27 protein-coding genes are annotated in these 26,672 nt (G+C 59.9%); 18 read left to right on the forward strand and 9 right to left on the reverse strand.

Annotated elements, in window-relative coordinates:
• Window positions 1-21: 21 nt before the first annotated feature.
• The 3 genes from spoT (at window position 22) to PMI26_RS13905 (ending at window position 3,352) form a co-directional block, all read left to right on the forward strand.
• Window positions 22-2,127 (forward strand): bifunctional GTP diphosphokinase/guanosine-3',5'-bis pyrophosphate 3'-pyrophosphohydrolase, encoded by a 2,106-nt coding sequence (spoT, locus tag PMI26_RS13915; RefSeq protein WP_007975182.1) that lies wholly within the window; start codon window positions 22-24, stop codon window positions 2,125-2,127.
• Between the two features lie 36 nt (window positions 2,128-2,163).
• On the forward strand, window positions 2,164-2,544 hold the full coding sequence (locus PMI26_RS13910; RefSeq protein ID WP_003229509.1) for a RidA family protein: 381 nt from the start codon (window positions 2,164-2,166) through the stop codon (window positions 2,542-2,544).
• 67 nt (window positions 2,545-2,611) lie between these two features.
• Entirely contained in the window at window positions 2,612-3,352 is a 741-nt protein-coding gene (locus PMI26_RS13905) for a hypothetical protein (protein WP_007975183.1), read from the forward strand.
• Between the two features lie 92 nt (window positions 3,353-3,444).
• Here PMI26_RS13905 and PMI26_RS13900 read toward each other — a convergent pair whose 3' ends face one another.
• On the reverse strand, window positions 3,445-4,299 hold the full coding sequence (locus PMI26_RS13900) for an SDR family oxidoreductase (protein ID WP_007975184.1): 855 nt from the start codon (window positions 4,297-4,299) through the stop codon (window positions 3,445-3,447).
• A gap of 188 nt (window positions 4,300-4,487) precedes the next feature.
• Here PMI26_RS13900 and exbB point away from each other — a divergent pair, with 188 nt between their 5' ends.
• The 6 genes from exbB to PMI26_RS13870 all read left to right on the forward strand — a co-directional run bounded on the left by exbB (window position 4,488) and on the right by PMI26_RS13870 (window position 11,422).
• A complete protein-coding gene (gene exbB / locus PMI26_RS13895) occupies window positions 4,488-5,462 on the forward strand; it encodes a tonB-system energizer ExbB (protein ID WP_007975185.1) in 975 nt (324 codons plus the stop codon).
• 6 nt (window positions 5,463-5,468) lie between these two features.
• The gene (gene exbD / locus PMI26_RS13890) at window positions 5,469-5,897 is read left to right on the forward strand and encodes a TonB system transport protein ExbD (protein ID WP_007975187.1); all 429 of its coding nucleotides are present in this window, start codon (window positions 5,469-5,471) and stop codon (window positions 5,895-5,897) included.
• The gene (locus tag PMI26_RS13885) at window positions 5,894-6,643 is read left to right on the forward strand and encodes an energy transducer TonB family protein (protein ID WP_007975188.1); all 750 of its coding nucleotides are present in this window, start codon (window positions 5,894-5,896) and stop codon (window positions 6,641-6,643) included. Before exbD ends, PMI26_RS13885 begins: the two co-directional genes overlap by 4 nt.
• Window positions 6,644-6,928: 285 nt before the next feature.
• A complete protein-coding gene (locus PMI26_RS13880; protein WP_007975189.1) occupies window positions 6,929-7,858 on the forward strand; it encodes a hydrogen peroxide-inducible genes activator in 930 nt (309 codons plus the stop codon).
• A 9-nt stretch (window positions 7,859-7,867) separates the two neighbouring features.
• Window positions 7,868-9,943 (forward strand): ATP-dependent DNA helicase RecG, encoded by a 2,076-nt coding sequence (recG, locus tag PMI26_RS13875; protein WP_007975190.1) that lies wholly within the window; start codon window positions 7,868-7,870, stop codon window positions 9,941-9,943.
• Between the two features lie 78 nt (window positions 9,944-10,021).
• Window positions 10,022-11,422, forward strand: coding sequence for an aminoacyl-tRNA deacylase and HDOD domain-containing protein (locus PMI26_RS13870; RefSeq protein ID WP_007975191.1), 1,401 nt, complete (start codon window positions 10,022-10,024; stop codon window positions 11,420-11,422).
• A 102-nt stretch (window positions 11,423-11,524) separates the two neighbouring features.
• Here the strand turns inward: PMI26_RS13870 and PMI26_RS13865 are convergent, their stop codons facing one another.
• Window positions 11,525-11,908, reverse strand: coding sequence for a hypothetical protein (locus tag PMI26_RS13865; protein ID WP_007975192.1), 384 nt, complete (start codon window positions 11,906-11,908; stop codon window positions 11,525-11,527).
• Between the two features lie 563 nt (window positions 11,909-12,471).
• Here PMI26_RS13865 and PMI26_RS0129650 point away from each other — a divergent pair.
• The 4 genes from PMI26_RS0129650 (at window position 12,472) to PMI26_RS13850 (ending at window position 15,824) form a co-directional block, all read left to right on the forward strand.
• Entirely contained in the window at window positions 12,472-12,849 is a 378-nt protein-coding gene (locus PMI26_RS0129650) for a DUF6124 family protein (RefSeq protein WP_033047930.1), read from the forward strand.
• 297 nt (window positions 12,850-13,146) lie between these two features.
• Window positions 13,147-14,496, forward strand: a complete 1,350-nt coding sequence (locus PMI26_RS13860; RefSeq protein WP_007975195.1) for a DUF6861 domain-containing protein — start codon at window positions 13,147-13,149, stop codon at window positions 14,494-14,496.
• Window positions 14,497-14,507: 11 nt separating this feature from the next.
• Window positions 14,508-15,125: a GAD-like domain-containing protein gene (locus tag PMI26_RS13855; protein WP_007975196.1), complete on the forward strand. Its 618-nt coding sequence runs from the start codon at window positions 14,508-14,510 to the stop codon at window positions 15,123-15,125.
• A gap of 81 nt (window positions 15,126-15,206) precedes the next feature.
• Window positions 15,207-15,824, forward strand: a complete 618-nt coding sequence (locus PMI26_RS13850) for a GAD-like domain-containing protein (RefSeq protein WP_007975197.1) — start codon at window positions 15,207-15,209, stop codon at window positions 15,822-15,824.
• 122 nt (window positions 15,825-15,946) lie between these two features.
• On the opposite strand, the gene PMI26_RS13845 is transcribed toward PMI26_RS13850, so the two are convergent.
• From PMI26_RS13845 to PMI26_RS13835, 3 genes are all read right to left on the reverse strand, one after another.
• Window positions 15,947-16,222 carry an HU family DNA-binding protein gene (locus PMI26_RS13845; RefSeq protein ID WP_003195589.1) on the reverse strand — a complete coding sequence of 92 codons (276 nt, stop codon included), beginning with the start codon at window positions 16,220-16,222 and terminating at the stop codon, window positions 15,947-15,949.
• A gap of 194 nt (window positions 16,223-16,416) precedes the next feature.
• A complete protein-coding gene (locus PMI26_RS13840; RefSeq protein ID WP_007975199.1) occupies window positions 16,417-17,565 on the reverse strand; it encodes an NAD(P)/FAD-dependent oxidoreductase in 1,149 nt (382 codons plus the stop codon).
• An 18-nt stretch (window positions 17,566-17,583) separates the two neighbouring features.
• A complete protein-coding gene (locus PMI26_RS13835; protein ID WP_007975200.1) occupies window positions 17,584-17,754 on the reverse strand; it encodes a rubredoxin in 171 nt (56 codons plus the stop codon).
• 199 nt (window positions 17,755-17,953) lie between these two features.
• On the opposite strand from PMI26_RS13835, the gene PMI26_RS13830 reads away from it, so the two are divergent.
• Both PMI26_RS13830 and ubiA read left to right on the forward strand, forming a co-directional pair.
• A complete protein-coding gene (locus tag PMI26_RS13830; RefSeq protein WP_007975201.1) occupies window positions 17,954-18,517 on the forward strand; it encodes a chorismate--pyruvate lyase family protein in 564 nt (187 codons plus the stop codon).
• A complete protein-coding gene (gene ubiA / locus PMI26_RS13825; protein ID WP_007975202.1) occupies window positions 18,517-19,407 on the forward strand; it encodes a 4-hydroxybenzoate octaprenyltransferase in 891 nt (296 codons plus the stop codon). The genes PMI26_RS13830 and ubiA overlap by 1 nt, the downstream gene beginning before the upstream one ends.
• Before the next feature lie 61 nt (window positions 19,408-19,468).
• Here ubiA and PMI26_RS13820 read toward each other — a convergent pair whose 3' ends face one another.
• On the reverse strand, window positions 19,469-19,852 hold the full coding sequence (locus PMI26_RS13820) for a COG4315 family predicted lipoprotein (protein WP_007975203.1): 384 nt from the start codon (window positions 19,850-19,852) through the stop codon (window positions 19,469-19,471).
• A 153-nt stretch (window positions 19,853-20,005) separates the two neighbouring features.
• Between PMI26_RS13820 and phoB the strand changes: the two genes are divergently transcribed.
• The 3 genes from phoB to PMI26_RS13805 all read left to right on the forward strand — a co-directional run bounded on the left by phoB (window position 20,006) and on the right by PMI26_RS13805 (window position 23,521).
• Window positions 20,006-20,695: a phosphate regulon transcriptional regulator PhoB gene (phoB, locus tag PMI26_RS13815; RefSeq protein ID WP_003229608.1), complete on the forward strand. Its 690-nt coding sequence runs from the start codon at window positions 20,006-20,008 to the stop codon at window positions 20,693-20,695.
• Between the two features lie 75 nt (window positions 20,696-20,770).
• Window positions 20,771-22,057, forward strand: a complete 1,287-nt coding sequence (gene phoR, locus PMI26_RS13810; RefSeq protein WP_238540821.1) for a phosphate regulon sensor histidine kinase PhoR — start codon at window positions 20,771-20,773, stop codon at window positions 22,055-22,057.
• Window positions 22,058-22,180: 123 nt separating this feature from the next.
• Window positions 22,181-23,521, forward strand: a complete 1,341-nt coding sequence (locus PMI26_RS13805) for a hemolysin family protein (protein WP_007975205.1) — start codon at window positions 22,181-22,183, stop codon at window positions 23,519-23,521.
• Window positions 23,522-23,587: 66 nt separating this feature from the next.
• On the opposite strand, the gene PMI26_RS13800 is transcribed toward PMI26_RS13805, so the two are convergent.
• From PMI26_RS13800 to phoU, 3 genes are all read right to left on the reverse strand, one after another.
• Window positions 23,588-24,484, reverse strand: coding sequence for a peptidoglycan DD-metalloendopeptidase family protein (locus PMI26_RS13800; protein WP_007975207.1), 897 nt, complete (start codon window positions 24,482-24,484; stop codon window positions 23,588-23,590).
• Window positions 24,485-24,723: 239 nt separating this feature from the next.
• Window positions 24,724-25,626, reverse strand: coding sequence for a response regulator (locus tag PMI26_RS13795; protein WP_007975208.1), 903 nt, complete (start codon window positions 25,624-25,626; stop codon window positions 24,724-24,726).
• Between the two features lie 168 nt (window positions 25,627-25,794).
• Complete coding sequence (phoU, locus tag PMI26_RS13790; RefSeq protein ID WP_007975209.1) at window positions 25,795-26,556, reverse strand: phosphate signaling complex protein PhoU; 762 nt, start codon at window positions 26,554-26,556, stop codon at window positions 25,795-25,797.
• Window positions 26,557-26,672 lie beyond the last annotated feature (116 nt).

The raw sequence follows: 26,672 nt of genomic DNA on the forward strand, positions 1-26,672 counted from the left end.
CAGCTTACGGCAGGAGACATCATGCCGAGCATAGACGCCCTCGCCGATCGCTTATCGACCTACCTCGGCAAGGACCAGGTCAACCTGGTCCGCCGAGCGTATTTCTACGCCGAACAAGCCCACGACGGCCAACGCCGCCGTAGCGGCGAGGCGTACGTCACGCACCCACTTGCGGTGGCGAATATTCTTGCCGACATGCACATGGACCATCAGAGCCTGATGGCCGCGATGCTGCATGACGTGATCGAAGACACCGGTATTGCCAAGGAAGCGCTGCAAGCGCAGTTCGGCGAAACCGTGGCCGAACTGGTCGACGGGGTCAGCAAACTGACCCAGATGAACTTCGAGACCAAGGCCGAGGCCCAAGCCGAAAACTTCCAGAAGATGGCCATGGCCATGGCCCGCGACATTCGCGTGATCCTGGTCAAGCTGGCCGACCGCCTGCACAACATGCGCACCCTGGAAGTGCTGTCCGGTGAAAAACGCCGGCGCATCGCCAAGGAAACCCTGGAAATCTATGCACCCATCGCCAACCGGCTGGGCATGCACGCCATCCGCATAGAATTCGAAGACCTCGGCTTCAAGGCCATGCACCCGATGCGTTCCGCGCGAATCTACCAGGCCGTCAAACGCGCCCGGGGCAACCGCAAGGAAATCGTCAACAAGATCGAAGAATCCTTAAGCCACTGCCTGGCCATCGATGGCATCCAGGGCGAGGTCAGCGGTCGCCAGAAACACCTCTACGGCATCTACAAGAAAATGCGCGGCAAGCGTCGGGCCTTCAACGAGATCATGGACGTCTATGCGTTCCGGATCATCGTCGACAAGGTCGATACCTGCTACCGCGTGCTGGGTGCTGTACATAACTTGTACAAACCGTTGCCGGGGCGCTTCAAGGATTACATCGCGATCCCCAAGGCCAACGGCTACCAGTCGCTGCACACCACACTGTTCGGCATGCACGGTGTTCCGATCGAGATCCAGATCCGCACCCGTGAAATGGAAGAGATGGCCAACAATGGCATCGCCGCCCATTGGCTGTACAAATCCAGCGGCGACGAGCAGCCAAAAGGCACCCATGCCCGCGCCCGCCAGTGGGTCAAGGGCGTGCTGGAAATGCAGCAACGCGCCGGCAACTCGCTGGAATTCATCGAAAGCGTGAAGATCGACCTGTTCCCGGACGAGGTCTACGTGTTCACGCCCAAAGGCCGGATCATGGAGCTGCCCAAGGGCTCCACGGCGGTCGACTTCGCTTACGCGGTGCATACCGACGTGGGCAACAGCTGCATTGCCTGCCGGATCAACCGCCGTCTCGCACCGCTGTCCGAACCGCTACAAAGCGGCTCCACGGTCGAGATCGTCAGCGCTCCTGGCGCACGGCCGAACCCGGCATGGCTCAACTTCGTGGTCACCGGCAAGGCGCGCACGCACATCCGCCATGCCCTGAAGCTGCAACGCCGCTCCGAATCCATCAGCCTCGGCGAACGCCTGCTGAACAAGGTCCTCAACGGATTCGACAGCGCGCTGGAGAAAATCCCGGCCGAACGTGTCAAGGCGATGCTCGCCGAGTACCGCCTCGAACTGATCGAGGATTTGCTCGAAGACATCGGCCTGGGCAATCGCATGGCCTATGTGGTGGCTCGCCGACTGCTCGGCGAAGGCGAACAGCTGCCCAGCCCGGAAGGCCCGCTGGCGATTCGCGGCACCGAAGGCCTGGTACTCAGCTACGCCAAGTGCTGCACGCCGATCCCGGGCGACCCGATTGTCGGCCACCTGTCCGCGGGCAAAGGCATGGTCGTGCACCTGGACAACTGCCGCAATATCAGCGAAATCCGCCACAACCCGGAAAAATGCATCCAGCTCTCGTGGGCCAAGGATGTCACCGGCGAATTCAACGTCGAACTGCGCGTCGAACTGGAACACCAGCGCGGCCTGATTGCCCTGCTGGCCAGCAGCGTCAACGCCGCCGACGGCAACATCGAGAAAATCAGCATGGACGAACGCGATGGTCGCATCAGCGTGGTCCAGTTGGTGGTCAGCGTGCACGATCGCGTGCACCTGGCCCGCGTGATCAAAAAACTGCGCGCCTTGACCGGGGTGATCCGCATCACCCGCATGCGTGCATAGCTCGCAAACGTAGCCACCTCTTACAAGGAGTCATCAATGACCAAGACTGTTATCACCAGCGACAAGGCCCCGGCCGCCATCGGTACTTATTCCCAGGCGATCAAGGCTGGCAACACCGTTTACATGTCGGGCCAGATTCCTCTGGACCCAAAAACCATGGAACTGGTTGAAGGCTTCGAAGCCCAGACCGTCCAGGTGTTCGAGAACCTCAAGGCCGTAGCCGAAGCAGCCGGTGGTTCGTTCAAGGACATCGTAAAGCTGAACATCTTCCTCACCGACCTGAGCCACTTCGCCAAGGTCAACGAGATCATGGGCAAGTACTTCGACCAGCCTTACCCTGCCCGCGCCGCCATCGGCGTTGCAGCCCTGCCAAAGGGTTCGCAGGTTGAAATGGATGCCATCCTGGTCATCGAGTAATGTGCACGGCGCAGCCTGGGGCTGCGCCGACTGCCCTGCTGTAAAGAAAGCTTGAAAGGATTCCACCATGCGCAATGCGCTTGCTCTCTCGCTGCTCGCCCTGCTCCTGGGCGGATGTGCCAGCAACCCTGCCGATCGTGATATCAGCGGCACCTGGATCAATCAGGTGGCGATCGATGCTGCCGCCAAAGGCGTCCCCCTGCGTGAAGCGCTCCAGGCCTATGGCCCGAACCTGGAATGGGACATCAACACCAAGGCCGGCCAGGCCCGCTACACCAACGGCTTTGAAAACGTCGAAGGCAAGTTGCAGGGTGAAGAATCCGGCCTCTGGAAAGTCGATTTTTATGGCAGCTCCGGCAGTGAGCTGAAGCGCGACGGCAAACAATTGAGCCAGACTGCGACCGAAAACGAATCGGCTCAGGTCTTCGACCGGGCATTGATCCCGGTACCGGATGGCGCACCGCTGGGCGCCAGCTTCGAACGCGCGCTGTATTCGGCCTACATGGGCGGTAGCTGGAAAGTCGTCAGCGGCCCCGGCGAAGGCGACACCGTGCAGTTCCAGGCCGACGGCCAGGTGACCGGCCTGCCGGGTACCGACCGTTATGCGCTGTGCCTGGCCGGCGACTGCGCCTCAATGAGTGGCGGCAACGACAACATGTGGCTGCAGCTCAATGGCCAAGGAAACGCCTGGATCTTTGCGCGCAAGGGCAAGGAGCTGGAGATTTTCCAGACCGTGAACACGGCGCAGGCGGACGAGATGCCTCAGTACACGCCCGGCGATCGCAAGTGGCTACTGGAAAAACAGTAACCCTCTGAAAAGATCGCAGCCTTCGGCAGCTCCTACAGGGTCATGCAAACACCTGTAGGAGCTGCCGTGTAGTGGTCGAACATTTTTGTTTTTCAGCGCCCTTCGAGAATGGCGGCATAACCTTCACGGAAGCTCGGATATTTCGGCGTCCAGCCCAAGGCCTTGGCCCGCGCATTACTGCAACGCTTGCTGCCGGTGCGCCGCACGCTTGAATCCTCGTCCCATTCGGTCACGCCCAGATACCCGCGCAACCAGCCCACCACATCGGCCAGCGCTGCCGGCTCGTCATCGACGCCGATGTAGACATCCTCCAGCGCCACGCCACGCCGGTCCGCCTCAAGCAGGCACGCCATCAACCCTGCGGCATCGTCCGCATGGATCCGGTTGGCATACAACGGTGGTTCGACCGCCACGCGATAACCCCGGCGGACCTGAGTCAGCAACCACTCACGCCCCGGGCCGTAGATGCCGGTCAGTCGCACGACACTGGCCGGGATACCGCTCTTGAGCGCGATCTGCTCGGCCTCCAGCATCACACGCCCAGAATAACCGGACGCCACCGTAGACGAACGCTCATCGACCCACTCGCCATCCTGCTGCCCGTAAACACTGCTGCTGGACACAAACAACAGGCGATTGGGCACCTGACCGTAGTCGTTCAGCCACTCCAGCACATGCTCCAGCCCCTGGACATAGGCAGCACGGTAGCCGGCTTCGTCGTGATCGGTGGCTGCCGCGCAATACACCAGGTAATCCACGGCACCGATCGGCCAAGTGGCCGGGCAGTCCTTGTTGAACAAATCACCGGCAACGCCGATGACGCCCGCGGGCAGGCGTGAAACATCCCGCCGCAGACCGTGAACCTCCCACCCCGCCGCCAGCAATTGTGTGGCCAGGCGGCTGCCGACATCACCGCAACCGGCGATCAAAACAGTAGGCGCAGACATCAGAAAACTCCCATCGCAAAGCCACAGACTAGCGCCGGCAACAGACAGGCGGCTAGCAACGCAGGAAAAAAAGAGACGCTATTACTTCTGTTAACAAGAATTAATTGCAATAATACGCCCCACTTTTGTTCTCGGCCCTTCGAGGCCTGGAAGAACATCACCCGTTTTTTCTCTCAGGTCCGGCCAGCATGACACGTAATCAACTCTCCGCTTCGCCAACCAAACGACCTCGCGCCTGGAGCGCGGTGGCCGCCCTGCTCCTCAGCCTGATGCTCGCGCCAGTCGCGGCTTTCGCCGATGTCCAGCCGCCAGCAACTCCGGCCGCCGCCGCAGCCCCTGCACCGGCTGATCACGCCGCCCCGGCCGTTGCTCCCGTCGCGACCGATCCTGCCCAGGCAGCGCCGACAGAGAACCTGGGGGAAGACGCTCCTGAAGTCCTTGAAGCCGACAACACTCTGGGCATGGCCCATGACCTGTCGCCGTGGGGCATGTACAAGAATGCCGACATCATCGTGAAAATCGTGATGATCGGTCTGGCCATCGCCTCGATCATCACCTGGACCATCTGGATCGCCAAGGGTCTTGAGCTGATGGGCGCCAAGCGTCGCCTGCGCGGTGAAATCGCTCAACTGAAAAAATCCACCTCCCTCAAGGAAGCCAGCGCCACGGCGGCGAAGGAAGGCACCCTCGCCAACCTGCTGGTGCACGATGCACTCGAAGAGATGCGCCTGTCGGTCAACAGCCGTGAGAAAGAAGGCATCAAGGAACGCGTCAGCTTCCGCCTTGAGCGCCTGGTCGCGGCCTGCGGTCGCAACATGAGCAGCGGCACCGGCGTGCTGGCGACCATCGGTTCCACCGCGCCCTTCGTCGGCCTGTTCGGTACCGTGTGGGGCATCATGAACAGCTTCATCGGCATCGCCAAAACCCAGACCACCAACCTCGCCGTCGTCGCTCCCGGCATCGCCGAAGCCCTGCTGGCCACCGCACTGGGCCTGGTTGCAGCGATCCCTGCGGTCGTGATCTACAACGTCTTCGCCCGCTCCATCGCCGGTTACAAGGCCCAGGTGTCCGATGCGTCGGCACAGGTCCTGCTGCTGGTCAGCCGCGACCTCGACCACCAGCCTGAGCGCAGCTCGCAACCGCACATGGTGAAAGTGGGGTAATCGGCCATGGGCCTGCATTTGAAAGAAGGGGCAGACGACGATCTGTCCGAAAACCACGAAATCAACGTCACGCCGTTCATCGACGTGATGCTGGTGCTGTTGATCATCTTCATGGTGGCGGCCCCGCTGGCCACCGTGGACATCAAGGTCGACCTGCCCGCTTCCACCGCCAAACCGGCGCCGCGGCCAGAGAAACCGGTGTTCCTCAGCGTCAAGGCTGACCAGCGCCTGTTCCTCGGTGAAGACGAAGTGAAGGCCGAAGCACTCGGCGCCACCCTCGACGCCAGGACCCAGGGCAAAAAAGACACGACGATCTTCTTCCAAGCCGACAAAGGCGTGGATTACGGCGACCTGATGAGCGTGATGGACAACCTGCGATCGGCCGGTTACCTGAAGGTAGGTCTGGTCGGACTCGAGACGGCAGCCAAGAAATGATCACGACGCGCCATAAGCTGACGCGTTACAGCGGTAGCCTGGCTGTGGTGCTGGGCGTTCACGCGCTGGCCATCGCGCTGGCGCTGAATTGGTCCGCCCGCCCGCCCATCGAATTGCCGCCCCAGGCGATGATGGTCGAACTGGCACCGGTTCCCGCCCCGCCACCGCCTGCTCCGCCGAAGGTCGTCACCCCTCCGCAGCCACCGGCTCCGCTTGAAGAACTGCCGATCCCCAAGCTCGCCGAAGCGCCGAAAGCTGAAATTGCCGTGCCCAAGCCCGTCAAGCCAAAGCCGAAGCCACAGCCGCCCAAGCCAGTAGAGAAGAAACCCGAACCGCCGAAGGAAAAACCGGCCGAAGAGAAACCTGCCGAAACACAACAGACTCAGGCGCCTACGGAGAAATCCGCTCAGCCTGCGCCGGGCCCCTCGCCGGCTCAACTGGCGGCCAAGGCCAGCTGGCAAGGCACGCTGCTGGCGCACCTGCAGAAGTACAAAAAGTACCCGGCCAGTGCACAGGCACGGGGCAAGGAAGGCATGAACCGCCTGCGTTTCGTCGTGGATGCCGAAGGCAATGTGTTGTCGTTTGAGCTGGTAGGTGCCTCGGGCACCGCCGATCTGGACCGGGCCACCCTGGAAATGATCCGCCGCGCTCAACCGCTGCCCAAGCCACCAGCCGACATGCTGACCAATGGCTCCATCGAAATCGTTGCACCTTTTGTGTATTCGCTGGAAAAACGCCGTCGGTAAACGCACCACCGCCCCATGTGGGAGCGAGCTTGCTCGCGATAGCGGTCTAACATTCAACGTAGATGTCGAATGTTGGGCCCTCATCGCGAGCAAGCTCGCTCCCACAGAGATTTCTGCCAGCAGGAAGGTCGCGTTCCAAGCCAAAAAGGCACCGAAAGGTGCCTTTCTCTTATCTGCCAGCGGCAAATCGGCATTGCCCGGTGTCACCCGACACGTTCAGTCTGATAACGTGCGTCTATCGATTGCAGCCGGTATGCTTGGCACGCAAATTCATGGACGCTTGCTATGACCCTCACAGAATTACGCTACATCGTTACCCTCGCCCAAGAGCAGCATTTCGGCCACGCGGCCGAGCGTTGCCACGTCAGCCAGCCGACCCTTTCGGTGGGCGTGAAAAAGCTTGAAGACGAACTCGGTGTACTGATTTTCGAGCGCAGCAAAAGCGCCGTGCGCCTGACGCCGGTCGGCGAAGGCATCGTGGCCCAGGCACAAAAGGTGCTGGAACAGGCCCAAGGCATCCGCGAACTGGCCCAGGCCGGCAAGAACCAGTTGACCGCCCCGCTCAAAGTCGGCGCGATCTACACCGTCGGGCCGTACCTGTTCCCGCACCTGATTCCACAACTGCACCGGGTCGCCCCGCAGATGCCGTTGTACATCGAAGAAAACTTCACCCACGTGCTGCGCGACAAACTGCGCAACGGCGAACTCGACGCGATCATCATCGCCCTGCCGTTCAGCGAAGCCGACGTGCTGACCCTGCAGCTCTACGACGAGCCGTTCTACGTGCTGATGCCGGCCCAGCACCCGTGGACGCAAAAAGAGTCCATCGACGCCAGCCTGCTCAACGACAAGAGCCTGCTGCTGCTCGGCGAAGGCCACTGCTTCCGCGATCAGGTACTGGAAGCCTGCCCGACCCTGACCAAAGGCAACGACGGCGCCAAGCACACCACGGTGGAGTCCAGCTCCCTGGAAACCATTCGCCACATGGTCGCGTCCGGCCTCGGCATTTCGATCCTGCCGTTGTCAGCGGTGGACAGCCATCACTACGCCCCCGGCGTGATCGAGGTGCGTCCGTTGTCGGCACCCGTGCCGTTCCGCACCGTGGCCATTGCCTGGCGAGCCAGCTTCCCGCGTCCGAAGGCGATTGAAATCCTCGCCGACTCCATTCGCCTGTGCTCGGTGGCCAAGCCAGCGGCGCAGGTCGCTGCGGGCTAAGCGACAGTCATGAGCGAGTTGTCGCAAGTGTCGGTGACGGCACTCAAGGGTGTCGGTGAAGCCATGGCCGAGAAACTGGCCAAGGTCGGCCTGGAAAACCTCCAGGACGTGTTGTTTCACTTGCCCCTGCGCTATCAGGATCGCACCCGCGTGGTCCCGATCGGCGCGCTGCGACCCGGGCAGGATGCAGTCATCGAAGGCACGGTCAGCGGCGCCGATGTGGTCATGGGCCGTCGGCGCAGCCTCGTGGTGCGCTTGCAGGACGGCACCGGCGGACTCAGCCTGCGCTTCTACCATTTCAGCAATGCGCAGAAGGAAGGCCTCAAACGCGGCACGCGGATTCGCTGCTACGGCGAGGCACGGCCCGGTGCTTCGGGGCTAGAAATCTACCACCCGGAATATCGCGCCATCACTGGCGACGAACCACCGCCGGTGGATGAAACCCTGACTCCGGTCTACCCGCTCACCGAAGGTCTGACCCAACAGCGCCTGCGCCAGTTGTGCATGCAGACCCTCACCCTGCTCGGCCCCAGCAGCCTGCCCGACTGGCTGCCGAACGAGCTGGCCCGCGACTACCAACTGGCACCGCTGGCCGATGCAATCCGCTACCTGCACAACCCGCCCGCCGATGCCGACGTCGATGAACTCGCCCTCGGCCATCACTGGGCACAGCACCGCCTGGCTTTCGAAGAACTGCTGACCCATCAACTGTCGCAACAGCGCCTTCGTGAAAGCATGCGCGCCCTGCGTGCGCCGGCGATGCCCAAAGCCACCCAGCTGCCGGCCAAGTACCTGGCCAATCTCGGTTTCAACCCGACCGGCGCCCAGCAACGGGTCGGTAACGAAATCGCCTACGACCTCAGCCAGCATGAGCCCATGCTGCGGCTGATCCAGGGCGACGTTGGCGCAGGCAAAACCGTGGTCGCCGCCCTTGCCGCGCTGCAAGCGCTGGAGGCCGGTTATCAGGTCGCACTCATGGCGCCCACCGAGATTCTCGCCGAGCAGCACTTCATCACCTTCAAGCGCTGGCTCGAACCGCTGGGCATCGAAGTCGCGTGGCTCGCCGGCAAGCTCAAGGGCAAGAACCGCACCGCCGCGCTGGAGCAGATCGCCAGTGGCACGCCCATGGTGGTCGGCACTCACGCGCTGTTCCAGGACGAAGTGCAATTCAAGAACCTGGCGCTGGTGATCATCGACGAACAGCACCGTTTCGGCGTGCAGCAGCGTCTGGCCCTGCGCCAGAAAGGCGTCGGCGGACGCATGTGTCCGCACCAGTTGATCATGACCGCCACGCCGATTCCGCGCACGCTGGCCATGAGCGCCTACGCCGACCTCGACACCTCGATCCTCGACGAACTGCCCCCCGGCCGAACCCCGGTCAACACCGTGCTGATCACCGACACCCGGCGGGTCGAAGTCATCGAGCGGGTGCGCAGCGCTTGCGCCGAAGGGCGACAAGCCTATTGGGTGTGCACGCTGATCGAAGAGTCGGAAGAGCTGACCTGCCAGGCCGCCGAAACCACCTTCGAGGACCTGACCGCCGCCCTCGGCGAGCTGAAGGTCGGGCTGATCCACGGCCGCATGAAACCTGCGGAAAAAGCCGCGGTGATGGCCGAGTTCAAGGCCGGAAACCTGCAACTGCTGGTCGCGACCACGGTGATCGAAGTAGGCGTGGACGTACCCAACGCCAGCCTGATGATCATCGAAAACCCCGAGCGCCTGGGCCTGGCGCAACTGCACCAGTTGCGCGGTCGCGTCGGCCGAGGCAGCGCCGTCAGCCATTGCGTGCTGCTCTACCATCCGCCGCTGTCGCAGATCGGCCGTCAGCGCCTGGGCATCATGCGCGAAACCAACGATGGCTTTGTCATCGCCGAGAAGGATCTGGAGTTGCGCGGCCCCGGCGAAATGCTCGGTACCCGCCAAACCGGTCTGCTTCAATTCAAGGTCGCCGACCTGATGCGCGATGCCGATTTGCTGCCCGCCGTGCGGGATGCCGCCCAGGCATTGCTTGAGCGCTGGCCGACCCACGTTAGTCCGCTACTCGACCGTTGGCTGCGTCATGGCCAACAATACGGCCAAGTGTGACAACCGTCACGGTTTCTGAGGCGTGGCCCCAAACAAGCTGGTTATACTCCTGCAATTGTTTAATCACGGATACAGACCATGACCGAAGTTGCCTTCGCACCCGATACCCCGCACGCTCCGTCGGTTATTCGGCTGATGCTGGGCAAGTTGGGCATTGCCTATGAAGAAGTGCTGGACCATCACGGCCTCAATGCCGCACGCAAAGTGCAGGCCGTTCTGCTCGATGACAGCGTCGGCGCGTTGATGGTGCTGTTCCCGCAAAGCCAGTTGCTGGACCTCAATCGCCTGACCGAACTCACCGGTCGCCGCCTCACTGCCGTACCCACCGAGCGCCTGAAAAAAATGCTCGGCAAGCACAACCTCAGCTTGCTGCCGGGCCTGCCGGCGCTGACCAGTTCACCCTGCCTGTACGACGAAAGCCTGCTGCGTGAGCCGAAGTTGCTGATCAACTCTGGTGAGCCGGGCGTGCTGCTGGAAGTCTCCAGCGAAGACTTCAAGACCATGCTGACCAAGGCCAGCGCCGCCAACTTTGGCGAAAACCTGACCAGCATCCGTCCGAACCTCGACCGCCCCGATGACGACCGCAAGGAAATCACCCAGGCCGTCCAGGCGTTTACCGCGCGGCGCATCCAGCAGCGTCTGGAAGAGACCATCGAGATTCCGCCGCTGGTCGAAACCGCGCAAAAGATCATCAAGCTGCGTGTCGACCCCAACGCCACTATCGATGACATTACCGGCGTGGTCGAAACCGACCCGGCACTGGCCGCGCAAGTCGTGAGCTGGGCAGCATCGCCGTACTACGCCTCGCCGGGCAAGATCCGTTCCGTGGAAGACGCCATCGTGCGCGTGCTGGGCTTCGACCTGGTGATCAACCTGGCGCTGGGCCTGGCCCTGGGTAAAACCCTGAGCCTGCCCAAGGACCACCCGCAACAAACCACGCCGTACTGGCAGCAATCCATCTACACCGCGGCCGTCATCGAAGGCCTGACCCGCGCCATGCCGCGCACCCAGCGCCCGGAAGCCGGCCTGACCTACCTGGCCGGCCTGCTGCACAACTTCGGCTATCTGCTGCTGGCCCACGTGTTCCCGCCACACTTCTCGTTGATCTGCCGCCACCTGGAGGTCAACCCGCATCTGTGCCACAGCTTCGTGGAACAACACCTGCTGGGCATCAGCCGTGAACAGATCGGCTCGTGGCTGATGCGCTACTGGGACATGCCCGAAGAGCTGTCCACCGCCCTGCGCTTCCAGCACGACCCGGCCTACGACGGCACCTACGCCGAATACCCGAACCTGGTCTGCCTGGCGGTGCGCCTGCTGCGCAGCCGAGGCATCGGCTCCGGCCCCGACGAAGGCATCCCGGACGCACTATTGGAACGCCTCGGCCTGAGCCGCGCCAAGGCCGAAGACGTGGTCAGCAAAGTGCTGGAAGCTGAAGTGCTGCTGCGCGAACTGGCCTCACAATTTACTCAAGGCTGAACAGCATCGCGGGCAAGCCCGCTCCCACAGGGATCGCTTAAATCCTGTGGGAGCGGGCTTGCCCGCGATGAATATCACTCCACTCGGTCTAACTGAAAGACCTCAAGCCTTGGGCTTCGCCTTCTTCGGCTTCAAATACTTGGTCAACCCCTGGAACCAGATCACCAGCGCCGGGTTGCCCTTGATCTGAATCGACTTGTCCTGAATCCCCGTCATGAACGCCAGTTGCTTGTTCTTCGCCTGCATCGTGGCAAAGCCATACGCGGCGTCTTTGAAGGCAATCGCAAACGCAGGCTCGGCATGCACACCCGATTGGCTGGTGATGCGCTGGTCCTTCACGCGGAATTGCCGCGCCACTTTCCCGTCCAGGGTCTGCAGCTGAAACACCAGGTCCTTGTCACCCAACTGCTGCTGAAACGCCGGATTGGTCCGGCTGGCCTTACCCATCAACAAACCCAGCATCCACAGCAGAAAACGAAATTTCATGCGCACAGCCTCAGAAGGAAAATGAACGGCCGGGGCAGTTTAGCGACTTAAAACAAGAACGCCACCATCTAGATGCGTTAGAAGAAGATAAGCCATATTTCCCGCATGATGACTGCCAAGTCACGCTTTTACACCGTCTCGCCGCCCCCCCCATGCTCCATAGCGGGAATGCATACCGCGACGCCCTTACACCTGCAGAAACACATTCCTGTAGGAGCTGCCGCAGGCTGCGATCTTTTGATCTTGCACCCCGCAGACTTCTCGGACATTTCCTTCGCAACGCCGAGCCATGCGTGAACTAGGCGATTTTGACCGGCACCGATAACCTCTTTAAGTCACCGCAAAATCGGTGATTCGGACGTGCAAGTCCGGAATCGGCACACAATCGGTAATGGCTATTGATTGAGCGTTTTTCTATGCTCGCGGATCATTATGGCGGCTGTGTGTGGGAGATCTTTCGATCTGCCGGTTTACCGATTCCGGTCTTGCACACCTATACACAGCTGCCACCTCTTTCGAAGTGCAAGCGAAATGGTGTTAGCTCTCAAATCGGTACAACACCAATGATCAAGCCAACACCATATCCCCCAGAAAACGAAGCCCTTGATACCAAAGAGTTCCAAGAAGCCGCAGAACGCGCGCCCGATCACCACACCACCCAAACAGAACAGAAACAACCGAAACGTAACAGCCAACTTTTCAGCGTCTGCCCAGGCATCAATACCGAAGCACTCCTGGCCAACGCCTCGGAAGATCTGCTGTCCATCAGCGCCATCGCCGCTGACCTTGCCGATGATGTAAACGGCTCCCGCCGTTCAGTAGCCCTGGCGATCAGTCGCATGGCTGACGGGGTGCATTTGCTAGTTGAGCAAGCACTGGATCATCTGGACGAACCGGAAATGGCAGCGATTATCACCCAGCAAAAAAACAGAATCATCTGACTCGCAAAGCAGAAAAAACAAACCCGTTTGTTGTCACCAGCAATCGGGGGTTTCTTTGGCTCCGTATCACGTTGTTCGCCATCAAATTCACCCGCGCCACGCCTCCAGGAAACAATCCAGGTGCCAGCTTGGATCGTTCCGCTTTAAGACATGCAACATTCTGAAACGCAGGAAGTTTCCGACCGCTGAAGGAGAGTCTTCCTACATCACCTCCTCCAAGTTCTTGTTAGCGTATTTCGGTCATGGACACCGGAATTACTAGTCCACGAACGGGCGAACTGTCAGGGAGACACTCGAATGTTTTTATGGCAAATCGTGCCCACGTGGCACGAGATTGAAAAACGTATAACCCATGAAATGGGTTACCAGGGAGGAGCCAGCTTTCGCACGCATTTCAACGAACCTGCCCCCTCCCTTTCTCTGAACATCCGACGGATCAAGAGTGTCCGCTACGCATTCAACCAAGCCGAGTGGGAAGCCGGCCGCCTATTGAGGCAACGGTTCTCTGACCTCGACATCTCCAGCATCCTCAACGAGTTGATCGAAGTCGTTACCCAAATGGCAATGATCGTCGCAGGCAGTGTGCTGACCGGAGGGGCAATTGGCGCGGGAGTGGGCGCATTCCTCGGAGGGGCAGGTGCTATTCCCATGGGAGCCGCTGGCGCCGCAATGGGATTGCAAGTCAGCACCTGGATATTAGGGATACTTGGCCTGACGTCCATCGCCGAGTTTTTCGTCGAGGGATTGCCGCGCATTGGCGAGTATTACCTGACGGGCATCAACATCGCGTGGAAAGGCCCACGCGGCGAGGAAGGGTTGAACCCGTTCAGCCGGGACGATCCTTTTGCCGACAAAAGAGCCTCCCATCACATCGCGCTGGGGCATGTGGAGGTTGTCGTCCTGCTGCTGGGAGCCATCGTCGCTTACATTACGCGTGGTCGAGGTAATGCAAATGTCCTCGCCCAGGAAATGCGAGCAAGTCCCAAAGGGGCACGGCTTGGCGAATGGATGCTCAAGCATGAAGAGGCACTGAAAAAACGACCAGACCTGCAAACCGCAGAGCCCCGCAGAGGTGCACTTGGCCCGCAGGAGACTGCGTCACCCGCAAATCGCCCACGCGGAAAAGACAAAGACTCGCCCCGTGACAAACCGAACGCCATGCCGCTTCATAAAGTCGAATGCTTCAAAGCGGACAAGATGCCGGCGTCTAAAATCGGAGAGTTCGAGCGGCAGTTGAAGGGGCAAGAGGACGGGCTGAATCGGCTGACGGTTGATGAGTATCTGGAGAATATTGCCAATCCGGTGAAGCGTAGTCCGGCGGCGGCCAGGCAAGCCCGAAAGGACTTACAAGATACTTTGCAAGAACGTTTTCAAAAGGATTACTTGCAAACGATGAGCGCCAAGACTGCAAGAGTAGAGAGCGTGAAAAAAGCCAAGGAAACGATGTCAAATCTTGCAGGACTGCACAATCCAGATCTGAGCGCGGGCGGCAAAGATATAATTGCAGACTTCGGTGATCGGCAAGTCAACTCCAGCATCGGCCCTCAGTGGAGGCCAAAGATTGCGAATTTGAAAAAAGCTGCGGAGACAGTGCCAACGAAGTTACGCGGCGACACATTTCTCAATGTCAAACTTCATAAATGTTAAGGAGAAAAGTAATGGATGAAATATTTTCGATTTTTCTGGAGACGTTTGGCGGACCCGTTGATCGTCAGGAAGTACCGGCTTCAAGTATCGAACGCTACAGGGGCAAGCTGCCCAATCAATTGCTGGAGTACTGGGCTGAGCACGGCTGGTGCGGTTACGGTGATGGGATTTTTTGGATAGTGAATCCTCAGGAATACGAAGGGGTCGTAGCATCCTGGCTTGAGGGGACGGAATTTGAAGCGTGTGACATCTACCACCTGATTGCCCGTAGCGCCTTCGGTGACTTGTACCTTTGGGGCGAAAGAACGGGATTTTCGCTCAAGATAACCAGTGTTCTTTCTCGTGTTGTGATTAAAAACCTCGAAATTACGAGTGACGAGATGGACAGAGAACTACAAGGTTTTCTGCTATCCAGGAATGTGGACTCCAACGATTATGGCGACCTGTTCAAACCCGCGAAGAAAAAGCTCGGCCCCCTGCGTCACGACGAAATGTACGGCTTTGTTCCGGCGCTGATGTTCGGCGGCCCGGACACACTCGATCATTTAGAGAAAGTGAAGGCGGTGGAGCATCTGATCCTGCTGTCTCAGATTACCGAACTTAAACCCTATAGCTTTTCAGACCTGTAAAGGATGTCGTTTCACACCCTAGGCCGTGCTCCGAGCAGGGTTATTCGCCCGGAACTCCCATCGCTCTTAAGGAGATATTGAATGGACGAGATATTTTCGATTTTTCTGGAGACGCTTGGCGGGCCCATTGATCGTCAAGAAGTACCGACTTCAAGTATCGAACGCTACAGGGACAAGCTGCCCAATCAATTGCTGGAGTACTGGGCTGAGCACGGTTGGTGCGGTTACGGTGAGGGGATTTTTTGGATCGTTAATCCACAAGAGTACGAGGGGGTAGTGGCATCCTGGATTGGAGGGACGAAATTTGAAGAGCGAGATGCTTACCACCTTATTGCTCGTAGCGCCTTCGGTGACTTGTACCTATGGGGTGAAAAAACGGGAGTCTCTCTTAAAATAACCAGTGTGCTTTCTCGATGTGATGTCGATGACTTCGAAATCACAAACGATGATTTGGATAGAGAACTTCAAAATTTTCTTTTATCTACAGAAGTGGAATACAACGATTTCGACGACCTATTCAAACCCGCAAAGAAAAAGCTCGGCACCCTGCGTCACGACGAGATGTACGGCTTTGTTCCAGCGCTGATGTTCGGCGGCCCCGACACCCTCGATCATCTAGAGAAGGTGAAGGCGGTGGAGCATCTGATCCTGCTGTCTCAGATCACCGAGCTTCAGCCCTACAGTTTTTCAGACCTATAAGCCAGATTTCAGGGGACGGATTTCAACAAGCTCTGTTAACCCCACAAAAAATGGGCACCCAACCCTGGTTGGCGTGCCCATTTTTTATTCCACTCCCCCGCTACGCGAGAGGCGAAAACGGCTTACGGATTGACGCTGTCTTTCAACGACTTGCCTGGCTTGAACGCAACGGTGTTGCTGGCCTTGATTTTGACGGGTTCACCGGTTTGCGGGTTTTTGCCGGTGCGGGCACCGCGATGGCGTTGCAGGAAGGTGCCGAAGCCCACCAGCGTCACGCTGTCTTTGCGGTGCAGGGCACCGGTGATTTCTTCAAGAACGGCGTTGAGAACGCGGTTGGCTTGTTCTTTGGTGAGGTCTGCTTTTTCAGCAATGGCTGCAGCGAGGTCTGGTTTACGCATGTGAGTGAAGCCCCTTTGACGGTTTGTTGTTGTTATGTCCGTGCTGCTCTCTGCGGAGCAGCGCCAAAAGCGCCGCAGGTGCTCTACTCTGCGGCAGACGGGAGTGAGGATGGCACGCAGTGAGGCCCCGCGCCAGTATCGGCGCGGCCATTGTTAGGGCAAAAGGGGGGTGATTCCGACAGAACGACCGGTATTTATGCCAACAGGGCTGGAAGCTCTTTGTTCAGGGCCAGTTTTTCCATCACGGCGGCACCGGTGAGGGCATAACCGAGTAGTTTGCCTGCGGCATCGCGGCATAGAACCTTGATGTCGGCGCCCTGCCCTTCGACGGTCCAGATGCCTTCCGCGCCCCGTGGCGGCGGGGACACCACCAGCGGGCACACCGGTGTTTTGACGGTGATCGGCATCGGGCCGTAGGTGACGGCGGTCGGATTACCGGCCAGGGTTTGCGCCAGCGCTCGCGCACAGCTCATCAGGGGCATCACGTACAGCAGGTTCAACCCGTCGACCTCGGCACAATCGCCCAGGGCGTAGATGTTGGCGTGGGAGGTCTTCAGGTGCCGGTCGACCATGATGCCGCGGTTGACCTGCAGACCGGCCGCTGCCGCCAGGTCGACGCGCGGGCGCAGACCAATCGCCGAGACCACCACGTCGCACGGGATCACCTGGCCATCTGACAGGTGCGCTTCCAGACCGTCCGCCACGCGTTGCAGACGATTGAGCACCGGCCCGAGGTGGAAACGTGCGCCGAGGCTTTCCAGGCCAGCCTGCACCGCTGCCGCAGCCGCCGGGTGCAACAGGGTCGGCATGACTTGCTCGCACGGCGCAACCAGTTGCACCTCGTAGCCGCCCAAGGTCAGGTCGTTGGCGAACTCGCAGCCGATCAGGCCGGCGCCGAGCAGCAGCACGCGGCGCTTGCCAGCGGCTGCCGCACGGAAACGTGCGTAATCTTCCAGGTCATTGATCGGGAATACGCAATCCGCCGCGTCACCTTCAATGGGCACACGCACGGTTTCGGCGCCCCAGGCCAGGATCAGGTCGCGGTACATCACCGCTTCTTCACCGATCCACAGGCGCTTGTGGCCCGGGTCAATGCCGCTGATGCGCGTGTGGGTGCGTATTTCGGCCTTGAGTTGTTCGGCCATGGCGCCGGGTTCGGCCATGCTCAGGCCGTCGGCGTCCTTGTTTTTGCCGAAGCCGGTGGAGAGCATCGGCTTGGAGTAGGAGCGCCCGTCATCGGCGGTAATCAAAAGCAGCGGGGTTTCGCTGTCGAGCTTGCGAAACTCGCGGGCGACATTGTAGCCAGCCAGACCGGTGCCAATGATAACGACAGGTGCGTTCATTCCTTACTCCTCAATTATTCAGGCCGCGATTTCGATCATTTCAAAATCCATTTTGCCCACACCGCAGTCCGGGCACAGCCAGTCTTCCGGCACGTCTTCCCAACGGGTGCCCGGCGCAATGCCGTCATCCGGCCAACCGTCGGCTTCGTTGTAGATCAGGCCGCAGACGATACATTGCCACTTTTTCATCAGGTACTTCCTCAGGGTTCAGGCGTTTTGCCGGCCGGACGGTCGATGGTTGTAGCACTGCCGTCCAGCTCAGCGCGTTTTGTACTGATCGATGCCGCCGGATGCAAGCCTGTTCGGCGCAACGGCAGGCCAATTCAATCGATATCGGTGGCTGACATGTTAAGCTCGCCGCCTCATTTGCTGCCAATAATGACTCATTGTGCAACACACAGAATCCCCCTCTCCAGCTCCCCTCTGGCTCTCGCGCAGCGAACTGGCGCCCCTCCCCGATGCCTCCATCCTGGACTGGCTGTTCGACGAAGGCTCACTTACTCGACGCCTGATTCATCTGTCGAATGATGCCTTCAGCGTCTCGCCAATGTTCGAAGGCTGGCAAACCCTGCGCGCCGACGAATGCGCAGCACTGGACCTGGCCGACGGCAGTGAAGGCTGGGTGCGCGAGGTGTATCTGCGCGGTCATGGTGAAGCCTGGGTGTTCGCCCGCAGCGTCGCGGCACGCAGTGCATTGCAAGGCGACGGCTTGCACATGGACGAATTGGGCAGCCGCTCCCTGGGGGAATTGCTGTTCTGCGACCAGGCCTTTCAGCGCCGGGCCATTGAGGTTTGTCATTATCCTCAGGAATGGTTGCCAAGCGAGGTGCGGGCGTCGGATCTATGGGGCCGCCGTTCACGTTTTGACCGCGGTGCGTTGAGTGTACTGGTGGCCGAAATCTTCCTGCCTTCCCTGTGGGACGCCGCACGCGCCCAATCGGAGAACCTCTGATGTACCAAAGCCTGCTCAAGTCCTTGAACCGCGTGAACCCTCGGGCCTGGGACTTCATTCAGCTGACGCGGATGGACAAGCCGATCGGCATTTACCTGTTGCTCTGGCCGACACTGTGGGCGTTGTGGATTGCCGGCAAGGGTTCGCCATCCCTGGCCAACATCGTGATTTTCGTCCTGGGCGTAGTGCTGACCCGCGCCGGTGGCTGCGTGATCAACGACTGGGCGGACCGCAAGGTCGATGGTCATGTGAAACGCACCGAGCAGCGCCCCCTGGTGAGCGGCAAGATCAGCTCGAAAGAAGCGCTGGTGTTCTTCGCATTGCTGATGGGCGTGAGCTTCCTGCTGGTGCTGTGCACCAATGCCGCGACCGTCTGGCTGTCTTTGGGCGGCCTGGCGCTGGCGTTCAGTTACCCCTTCATGAAGCGCTACACCTATTACCCGCAAGTGGTGCTGGGCGCCGCATTTTCGTGGGGGATGCCGATGGCGTTCACCGCAGAAACCGGTGAATTGCCGGCTGCCGCATGGCTGCTGTGGATCGCCAACCTGATGTGGACCGTGGGTTACGACACGTATTACGCGATGACCGACCGCGATGACGACCTGAAGATCGGCGTGAAATCCACGGCAATCCTGTTCGGCGATGCGGACCGGGTGATCATCCTGACACTGCAAGGGCTGGCGCTGGGTTGCCTGTTGCTGGCGGGGTCGAAGTTCGACCTGGGTGGCTGGTTCCACCTCGGGTTACTGGTGGCGGCGGGCTGCTTTGCGTGGGAATTCTGGTACACCCGCGACAAGGACCGGATGCGTTGCTTCAAGGCATTTTTGCACAATCACTGGGCGGGCTTGGCGATTTTCGTCGGGATTGTGCTGGATTACGCACTGCGTTGACCGTTGAAAGGATCGCAGCCTTCGGCAGCTCCTACCCGAAGGCTGCGATCTTTTGGCAGTGTTACATATGCTCGCGAACGACGTGCCAGACATCTTTTTTCTTGTCACCCGTCATGTCTCCGGGTTTTTTGTCGTCCTCGTAGTAGTACAGCGGCTTGCCGTCATAGGCCCATTGCATCATGCCATCGTCACGCTTGATGACTGTCCATTTACCTTCGGCCTTGGCACCCGCCGGCGCCATCATTGGCGGCCAGTACTTGGCGCAGTCGCCGTTGCACATCGACTTGCCACCCGCGTCCTTGTCGAATGTGTACAAGGTCATGCCCTTATGGTCGACCATCATGCCTTTGTCCATCATCGCCGGTTCGGCGGCAAAGGCCAGTGTCGGCAGCGTTAACGCAGCCGTGACCAGCAAAACCTTCCAGGATTGAGCAATGTAGTTCATGGAAACCTTCCTCTTGTGGTTGTCAGGATCCGGACTTAGAGCTTAGCCCAGGATCCAGCCAATCGCCGGACGACTAAAATACTGTCACACGACTGCAATAATTCCGTTATCTAATGCGGCGCAAGACAGTTAAATGACAAGAGGATTAAGGGCATGGTTGGCAGGAGCATTCTGATCGTCGACGACGAAGCGCCTATTCGCGAAATGATCGCCGTTGCGTTGGAAATGGCCGGCTATGACTGCCTGGAGGCTGAAAACTCCCAGCAGGCCCACGCCATTATCGTCGACCGCAAACCGGACCTGATCCTGCTCGACTGGATGCTGCCCGGCACGTCCGGCATCGAGCTGGCCCGTCGCCTCAAGCGTGATGAGCTGACCGGGGACATCCCGATCATCATGCTCACCGCCAAGGGTGAAGAGGACAACAAGATCCAGGGCCTGGAAGTCGGCGCCGACGACTACATCACCAAACCATTTTCCCCCCGTGAGCTGGTGGCGCGCCTGAAGGCCGTGCTGCGCCGTGCTGGCCCGACCGATGGCGAGGCGCCCATCGAAGTCGGCGGCCTGCTGCTGGACCCGATCAGCCACCGCGTGACCATCGACGGCCGTCCCGCCGAGATGGGCCCGACCGAATACCGCCTGCTGCAATTCTTCATGACCCACCAGGAGCGCGCCTACACCCGTGGCCAGTTGCTGGATCAGGTCTGGGGCGGCAACGTCTATGTCGAAGAGCGTACCGTCGACGTGCACATTCGACGCCTGCGCAAAGCCCTCGGCGATGCTTACGAAAATCTGGTACAAACCGTGCGCGGCACTGGCTACCGGTTCTCAACCAAGGCCTGATAATCGCAGCGGTTCCACTTTCAAGGACGTATTTTTTTCGTGAACCAAAACTGGCATGGCACCCTGATTCGCCACATGCTGCTACTGGTCACCGCCTGCCTGGTGATCGGCCTGATCACCGGCTATTACGGCTGGAGCCTCGCCGCAGGCCTGGGTCTTTACCTGGCCTGGACCCTCAAGCAATTGCTGCGTCTGCACGAGTGGCTGCGCCTGCACAAACCCGATGAAGCGCCACCCGACGGCTACGGCCTGTGGGGCGAGGTGTTCGACAGCATCTACCACCTGCAACGCCGCGACCAACGGGTGCGCGGGCGCCTGCAAGCAGTGATCGACCGGGTTCAGGAATCCACCGCCGCACTGAAAGACGCGGTGATCATGCTCGACACCGACGGCAACCTGGAATGGTGGAACCGCGCCGCCGAAACCCTGCTGGGTCTCAAGACCCCGCAGGACAGCGGCCAACCGGTGACCAACCTGGTGCGCCACCCGCGCTTCAAGGAATACTTCGAGCAAGACAGCTACGCCGAGCCGCTGGAAATTCCTTCGCCGACCAACGACCGCGTGCGCATTCAGCTGTACATCACCCGTTACGGCAACAACGAACACTTGATGCTGGTGCGCGATGTGACGCGCATTCATCAGCTCGAGCAAATGCGCAAAGACTTCATCGCCAACGTGTCCCATGAACTGCGCACGCCGTTGACGGTGATCTGCGGCTACCTGGAAACCCTGCTCGATAACGTCGACGAGGTGAACCCTCGCTGGGGCCGTGCCTTGCAGCAAATGCAGCAACAAGGCGGTCGCATGCAGACTCTGCTCAACGACCTGTTGTTGCTGGCCAAGCTGGAAGCCACCGATTATCCATCGGACAACCAGCCGGTGCCGATCGATGGCTTGCTGCAATCGATCAAGAGCGACGCGCAGCAGTTGTCCGGCCAGAAAAACCAGAAAATCACCCTGGAAGCCGACCCGACGATTCTGCTCAAGGGTAGCGAGGCGGAGTTGCGCAGCGCGTTTTCCAACCTGGTGTTCAACGCGGTGAAATACACCCCGGCCGAAGGCAATATCCGCATTCGCTGGTGGGGCGACGATCAGGGCGCGCACCTGAGCGTGCAGGATTCCGGGATTGGCATCGATAACAAACACCTGCCGCGCCTGACCGAACGCTTCTATCGCGTCGACTCCAGCCGCAACTCCAATACCGGTGGCACCGGCCTGGGGTTGGCGATCGTCAAACACGTTTTGTTACGTCATCGGGCACGGATGGAAATCAGCAGCGTACCGGGCCACGGCAGTACCTTTACCTGCCACTTTGCGCCGGCTCAGGTCACCCAATCACGGGTTATCAGCACCGCCGACTGATACCGGCCAGCACGCGCCACTAGGCAACCGCCGAGTCAGCCGCTACATTGGCTGACTTGCGTCTGCCTTTCAGGCGCGATTCTTACTTCCCTTTCGAATACACGGAACCCGCAAAACTCCATCATGGACCCTTCCCCTGGCTTGACCCTCGCTACAATTTTCGCCGACTTCGGCATGATTCTTTTTGCTCTGATCCTGGTTTTGCTCAACGGCTTTTTCGTTGCGGCGGAATTTGCCATGGTCAAGCTGCGTTCGACCCGGGTCGAGGCCATCGCTGACAAAAACGGCTGGCGCGGGCACATCCTGCGTACCGTACACAGTCAGCTCGATGCGTACCTCTCGGCCTGCCAATTGGGTATCACCCTCGCCTCCCTGGGGCTGGGTTGGGTCGGTGAGCCCGCGTTTGCCCACATTCTTGAGCCGGTACTGAGCGCTGTCGGCGTTGAATCGGCCGAAGTGGTCAAAGGCATCTCGTTCTTCACCGCGTTCTTCATCATTTCGTACCTGCACATCGTGGTCGGTGAGCTCGCCCCGAAATCCTGGGCGATCCGCAAACCCGAATTGCTGTCGCTGTGGACCGCCGTGCCGCTGTACCTGTTCTATTGGGCCATGTACCCGGCCATCTACCTACTCAACGCCAGTGCCAACACCATCCTGCGCATTGCAGGGCAAGGTGAGCCCGGCCCGCATCACGAGCACCACTACAGCCGTGAAGAGCTGAAACTGATCCTGCACTCCAGCCGTGGCCAGGACCCGAGCGACCAAGGCATGCGCGTGCTAGCCTCGGCGGTGGAAATGGGCGAACTGGAAGTGGTCGACTGGGCCAACTCCCGCGAAGACCTGGTGACCCTGGAGTTCAACGCACCGCTCAAGCAGATCCTGGCGATGTTCCGTCGCCACAAGTTCAGCCGCTATCCGGTGTACGACAGCGAACGCCAGGAGTTCGTCGGCCTGCTGCACATCAAGGATCTACTACTGGAACTGGCAGCGCTGGACCACATTCCCGAGTCGTTCAACCTCGCCGAACTGACCCGTCCGCTGGAGCGCGTGTCGCGGCACATGCCGCTGTCGCAGTTGCTGGAGCAGTTCCGCAAGGGCGGTTCGCACTTCGCCGTAGTCGAAGAGGCCGACGGCAACATCATCGGCTACCTGACCATGGAAGACGTGCTGGAAGTGCTGGTGGGCGACATCCAGGACGAACACCGCAAGGCCGAGCGCGGGATCCTCGCGTACCAGCCGGGCAAGCTGCTGGTACGGGGCGATACGCCGCTGTTCAAGGTTGAACGGCTGCTGGGCATCGACCTCGACCACGTCGAAGCCGAAACCCTTGCCGGGCTGGTCTATGAGAGCCTCAAGCGCGTTCCGGAAGAGGAAGAAGTGCTGGAAGTCGAAGGCCTGCGGATCATCATCAAGAAGATGAAGGGGCCGAAGATCGTCCTGGCCAAGGTGTTGATGCTCGATTAAACGTATTGACCTGAAAGATCGCAGCCTTCGGCAGCTCCTACAGGGCTATGTGAACACCGCGATCTTTTATTGCTTGCCCAACGCAAAGTTGGGCAAAGCACCCACCGGCTGGTTGAACTGATACGGAATCGACACCAGCCCCAGCCCGGTATTGCGCTGCACCACGAAGTGCAAATGCGGCCCGGTGCTGTTGCCGGTGTTGCCGGACAACGCTAAAGCACTGCCTACCGTTACTCGCTGACCCTCCCGAACGCAGACCGAACCTTTCTTCAGGTGCAGGTAGACACCCATGGTCCCGTCATCGTGCAGCACCCGCACAAAATTGCCGGAGGCATCGGTGCCGCGCCCGCTCTGTCCGTTCTCGGTCTTCACCACCACCCCGCCTCGCGCGGCAATGATCGGCGTGCCCTCAGGCATCGCGATGTCTATGGCGTAACGGCTCTTGGGGCCAAAGTGGCTGTAGGGCCCATTGGCACCCTGACTGATCCGGAACGGGCCGCCACGCCAGGGCAACGGGTACCGATAGCCCACCGTGGGGCCCGAGGGGTCGCCCAGGGAATACTTGAACTTCGGGACGTACGCCAGCGGCCTTCCACCTTTGGCTGCCGTGAGCTGCGCCAGGCGAACGCTGCTGCGCATCGGTATCACGCGCCGAATCGTCTTGCCCGGCACACCGCTGGCGTTCTTCACCCCGGCAAAACTCAATTCGACCTCTACCGGTGCATACAGGTCATTGCGCACATAGACGCTGTGCACGCCGTTTTTCTTCATGATGATGAGGCGTACCTGACGCTCAAGGTGCTCGACCATGCCATCGCGGAAAACGAACACATGGGCGCCTTTGCTGGGGCGGTCGCTGTAGGAAACCACGCCATTGGCGTCTTTGGACTTGTAGATGGTCATGGCCACGGCCGAGGTGGCGACCATGAACAGGCCACAGAAAAGCAGCAGGCGCGTGAACATGAGCAAGAATTCTGTCGAGTGGGAACTGAGATGGAGCCTAGCAGCTGCTATGGACCCGGGTAGTCGGCAGATGTTTCAAAATGGGCCGTTCAGAAGATTTTTGACAAAGCCAATGGCCCCTTCGCGAGCAAGTCGAGTCGTCGCACCGCCGCTCCCACATTGGAATGCATTTCAAATGTGGGAGCGGCGGTGCGACGACTCGACTTGCTCGCGAAGACGGACTGACAGGCGACGCTGTCTCAAGCGCCAGGAATGAAGTGCTTCTGCGCTGTCCCCCGCGCAATCAGGCGCGAGATGTAATCGAGCTTCTGCGCATCCTGATCGACAAAGCGGAAGGTCAGTTGCAGCCAGTCGCTGTCGGGCTTCGGTTCGTGGGCCACGACGGCATGCAGATAGCCGTTGAGGCGGGCGATTTCGGCATTGTCGCCCTGCTCCAGGTCCAGCACGGCGCTGTCGAGGATCTGCGGCAGGGTCTCGGTGCGCTTGACCACCAACAGGGCTTCCTTGAGGCTCAAAGCCTTGATCACGCACTGCTGGATGCCGTTCGGCAAACGCAGCTGACCCTGGCCACGGCCGCTGGCGGGTGCTGAAGAGGCCGCAGGCACCTTGACCGGCGGGCTGCTGAGCAAGCCTTTGGACGGTGCGGGTGCGGCTGTTGGCGTGGTGACGGGGGTCTTGCCAGCGGTCAGGGCTGAGAGGGAATCGTTGGCGAATGCAGGGCTGGTTTTGGTCGCGGCTACGTTGATCAAGGCATCGAGTTTGCCGACCTTGTGCAGCGCCTGTTTGACCTTGGTGATCAGTTGTTCGTTGGTGAACGGCTTGCTGACATAACCGGATACCCCGGCCTGGATCGCCTGGACGACGTTCTCCTTGTCGCCACGACTGGTCACCATCACGAACGGCATGGCTTTGAGGTTGTCTTGCTCACGGCACCAGGTCAGCAGTTCCAGGCCGGACATTTCCGGCATTTCCCAATCGCACAGGACCAGGTCGAATGCTTCCTTGGCCAGCATGGTCTGGGCCTTTCTGCCGTTGATCGCGTCTTCGATCCGCATGCCCGGGAAATAATTGCGCAGGCACTTTTTCACCAAGTCACGAATGAACGACGCGTCGTCCACGACCAACACACTGACCTTACTCATCCACCACCCCTTTAAAAAATCCCGGCCAGCATACCGCCTTGCTGATGGCACATTGCCAAAAAACCTTCAGTCACGCCGGGACTTTTCGTTCACGGGTGCTGCTTTCGAATGCGTAGGCCACAAACAAAAACGCCCGGCCAACAGGCCGGGCGCTTTACTTGGGCAACCTTACTTATCGTCAGTTTTGCCCGGAACATTAGCGGTTTCGCCGGTTGTTCCTTCGACTTCTTCCTTCATGCGCTTGAGACCCATGTGCCGCACGTCGGTGCCCCGTACCAGGTAAATCACCAGCTCCGAGATATTGCGCGCGTGGTCGCCGATACGCTCCAGCGAACGCAGTACCCAGATAATGCTCAGAACCCGCGAGATAGAACGCGGATCTTCCATCATGTAGGTCGCCAGCTCACGCAGGGCGGTCTTGTATTCGCGGTCGATGATCTTGTCGTACTGCGCCACCGACAAGGCCAGTTCGGCATCGAAACGGGCAAAGGCGTCCAGTGCATCACGGACCATGTTGCGCACCTGGTCACCGATGTGGCGCACTTCGACGTAACCGCGCGGCGCCTCGCCTTCTTCGCACAGCTGAATGGCGCGACGGGCGATCTTGGTCGCTTCGTCACCGATGCGCTCCAGGTCGATCACCGATTTGGAAATGCTGATGATCAGTCGCAAGTCGGACGCTGCCGGCTGGCGACGGGCGAGAATGCGCAGGCATTCTTCGTCGATGTTGCGTTCCATCTGGTTGATCTGGTCGTCGATCTCGCGCACCTGCTGGGCCAGGCCGGAGTCGGCCTCGATCAGCGCAGTGACCGCGTCGTTGACCTGCTTCTCGACCAGCCCGCCCATGGCCAGGAGGTGGCTGCGCACTTCCTCCAGTTCGGCGTTGAACTGCTGGGAGATGTGGTGTGTAAGGCCTTCCTTAGAAATCATGTTGTCTGCTCCGCAAAAGCTGTGAGCTGCAAGCTACAAGCTGCAAGCTGATGTGTTGTACCCGAACTGCCCTGACTTGCCGCTTGAAGCTTGCGGCTCGTAGCTGCTGCTAGCCA

The organism is Pseudomonas sp. GM33, from assembly GCF_000282295.1.
Lineage (GTDB): Bacteria > Pseudomonadota > Gammaproteobacteria > Pseudomonadales > Pseudomonadaceae > Aquipseudomonas > Aquipseudomonas laurylsulfatiphila.

Bases quoted from the DNA above. Each gene is read 5' to 3' on its own strand.
- spoT (WP_007975182.1), top strand. From the start codon at position 22: ATGCCGAGCATAGACGCCCTCGCCGATCGCTTATCGACCTACCTCGGC.
- PMI26_RS13910 (WP_003229509.1), top strand. From the start codon at position 2,164: ATGACCAAGACTGTTATCACCAGCGACAAGGCCCCGGCCGCCATCGGT.
- PMI26_RS13905 (WP_007975183.1), top strand. From the start codon at position 2,612: ATGCGCAATGCGCTTGCTCTCTCGCTGCTCGCCCTGCTCCTGGGCGGA.
- PMI26_RS13900 (WP_007975184.1), bottom strand. From the start codon at position 4,299: ATGTCTGCGCCTACTGTTTTGATCGCCGGTTGCGGTGATGTCGGCAGC.
- exbB (WP_007975185.1), top strand. From the start codon at position 4,488: ATGACACGTAATCAACTCTCCGCTTCGCCAACCAAACGACCTCGCGCC.
- exbD (WP_007975187.1), top strand. From the start codon at position 5,469: ATGGGCCTGCATTTGAAAGAAGGGGCAGACGACGATCTGTCCGAAAAC.
- PMI26_RS13885 (WP_007975188.1), top strand. From the start codon at position 5,894: ATGATCACGACGCGCCATAAGCTGACGCGTTACAGCGGTAGCCTGGCT.
- PMI26_RS13880 (WP_007975189.1), top strand. From the start codon at position 6,929: ATGACCCTCACAGAATTACGCTACATCGTTACCCTCGCCCAAGAGCAG.
- recG (WP_007975190.1), top strand. From the start codon at position 7,868: ATGAGCGAGTTGTCGCAAGTGTCGGTGACGGCACTCAAGGGTGTCGGT.
- PMI26_RS13870 (WP_007975191.1), top strand. From the start codon at position 10,022: ATGACCGAAGTTGCCTTCGCACCCGATACCCCGCACGCTCCGTCGGTT.
- PMI26_RS13865 (WP_007975192.1), bottom strand. From the start codon at position 11,908: ATGAAATTTCGTTTTCTGCTGTGGATGCTGGGTTTGTTGATGGGTAAG.
- PMI26_RS0129650 (WP_033047930.1), top strand. From the start codon at position 12,472: ATGATCAAGCCAACACCATATCCCCCAGAAAACGAAGCCCTTGATACC.
- PMI26_RS13860 (WP_007975195.1), top strand. From the start codon at position 13,147: ATGTTTTTATGGCAAATCGTGCCCACGTGGCACGAGATTGAAAAACGT.
- PMI26_RS13855 (WP_007975196.1), top strand. From the start codon at position 14,508: ATGGATGAAATATTTTCGATTTTTCTGGAGACGTTTGGCGGACCCGTT.
- PMI26_RS13850 (WP_007975197.1), top strand. From the start codon at position 15,207: ATGGACGAGATATTTTCGATTTTTCTGGAGACGCTTGGCGGGCCCATT.
- PMI26_RS13845 (WP_003195589.1), bottom strand. From the start codon at position 16,222: ATGCGTAAACCAGACCTCGCTGCAGCCATTGCTGAAAAAGCAGACCTC.
- PMI26_RS13840 (WP_007975199.1), bottom strand. From the start codon at position 17,565: ATGAACGCACCTGTCGTTATCATTGGCACCGGTCTGGCTGGCTACAAT.
- PMI26_RS13835 (WP_007975200.1), bottom strand. From the start codon at position 17,754: ATGAAAAAGTGGCAATGTATCGTCTGCGGCCTGATCTACAACGAAGCC.
- ubiA (WP_007975202.1), top strand. From the start codon at position 18,517: ATGTACCAAAGCCTGCTCAAGTCCTTGAACCGCGTGAACCCTCGGGCC.
- PMI26_RS13820 (WP_007975203.1), bottom strand. From the start codon at position 19,852: ATGAACTACATTGCTCAATCCTGGAAGGTTTTGCTGGTCACGGCTGCG.
- phoB (WP_003229608.1), top strand. From the start codon at position 20,006: ATGGTTGGCAGGAGCATTCTGATCGTCGACGACGAAGCGCCTATTCGC.
- phoR (WP_238540821.1), top strand. From the start codon at position 20,771: ATGCTGCTACTGGTCACCGCCTGCCTGGTGATCGGCCTGATCACCGGC.
- PMI26_RS13805 (WP_007975205.1), top strand. From the start codon at position 22,181: ATGGACCCTTCCCCTGGCTTGACCCTCGCTACAATTTTCGCCGACTTC.
- PMI26_RS13800 (WP_007975207.1), bottom strand. From the start codon at position 24,484: ATGTTCACGCGCCTGCTGCTTTTCTGTGGCCTGTTCATGGTCGCCACC.
- PMI26_RS13795 (WP_007975208.1), bottom strand. From the start codon at position 25,626: ATGAGTAAGGTCAGTGTGTTGGTCGTGGACGACGCGTCGTTCATTCGT.
- phoU (WP_007975209.1), bottom strand. From the start codon at position 26,556: ATGATTTCTAAGGAAGGCCTTACACACCACATCTCCCAGCAGTTCAAC.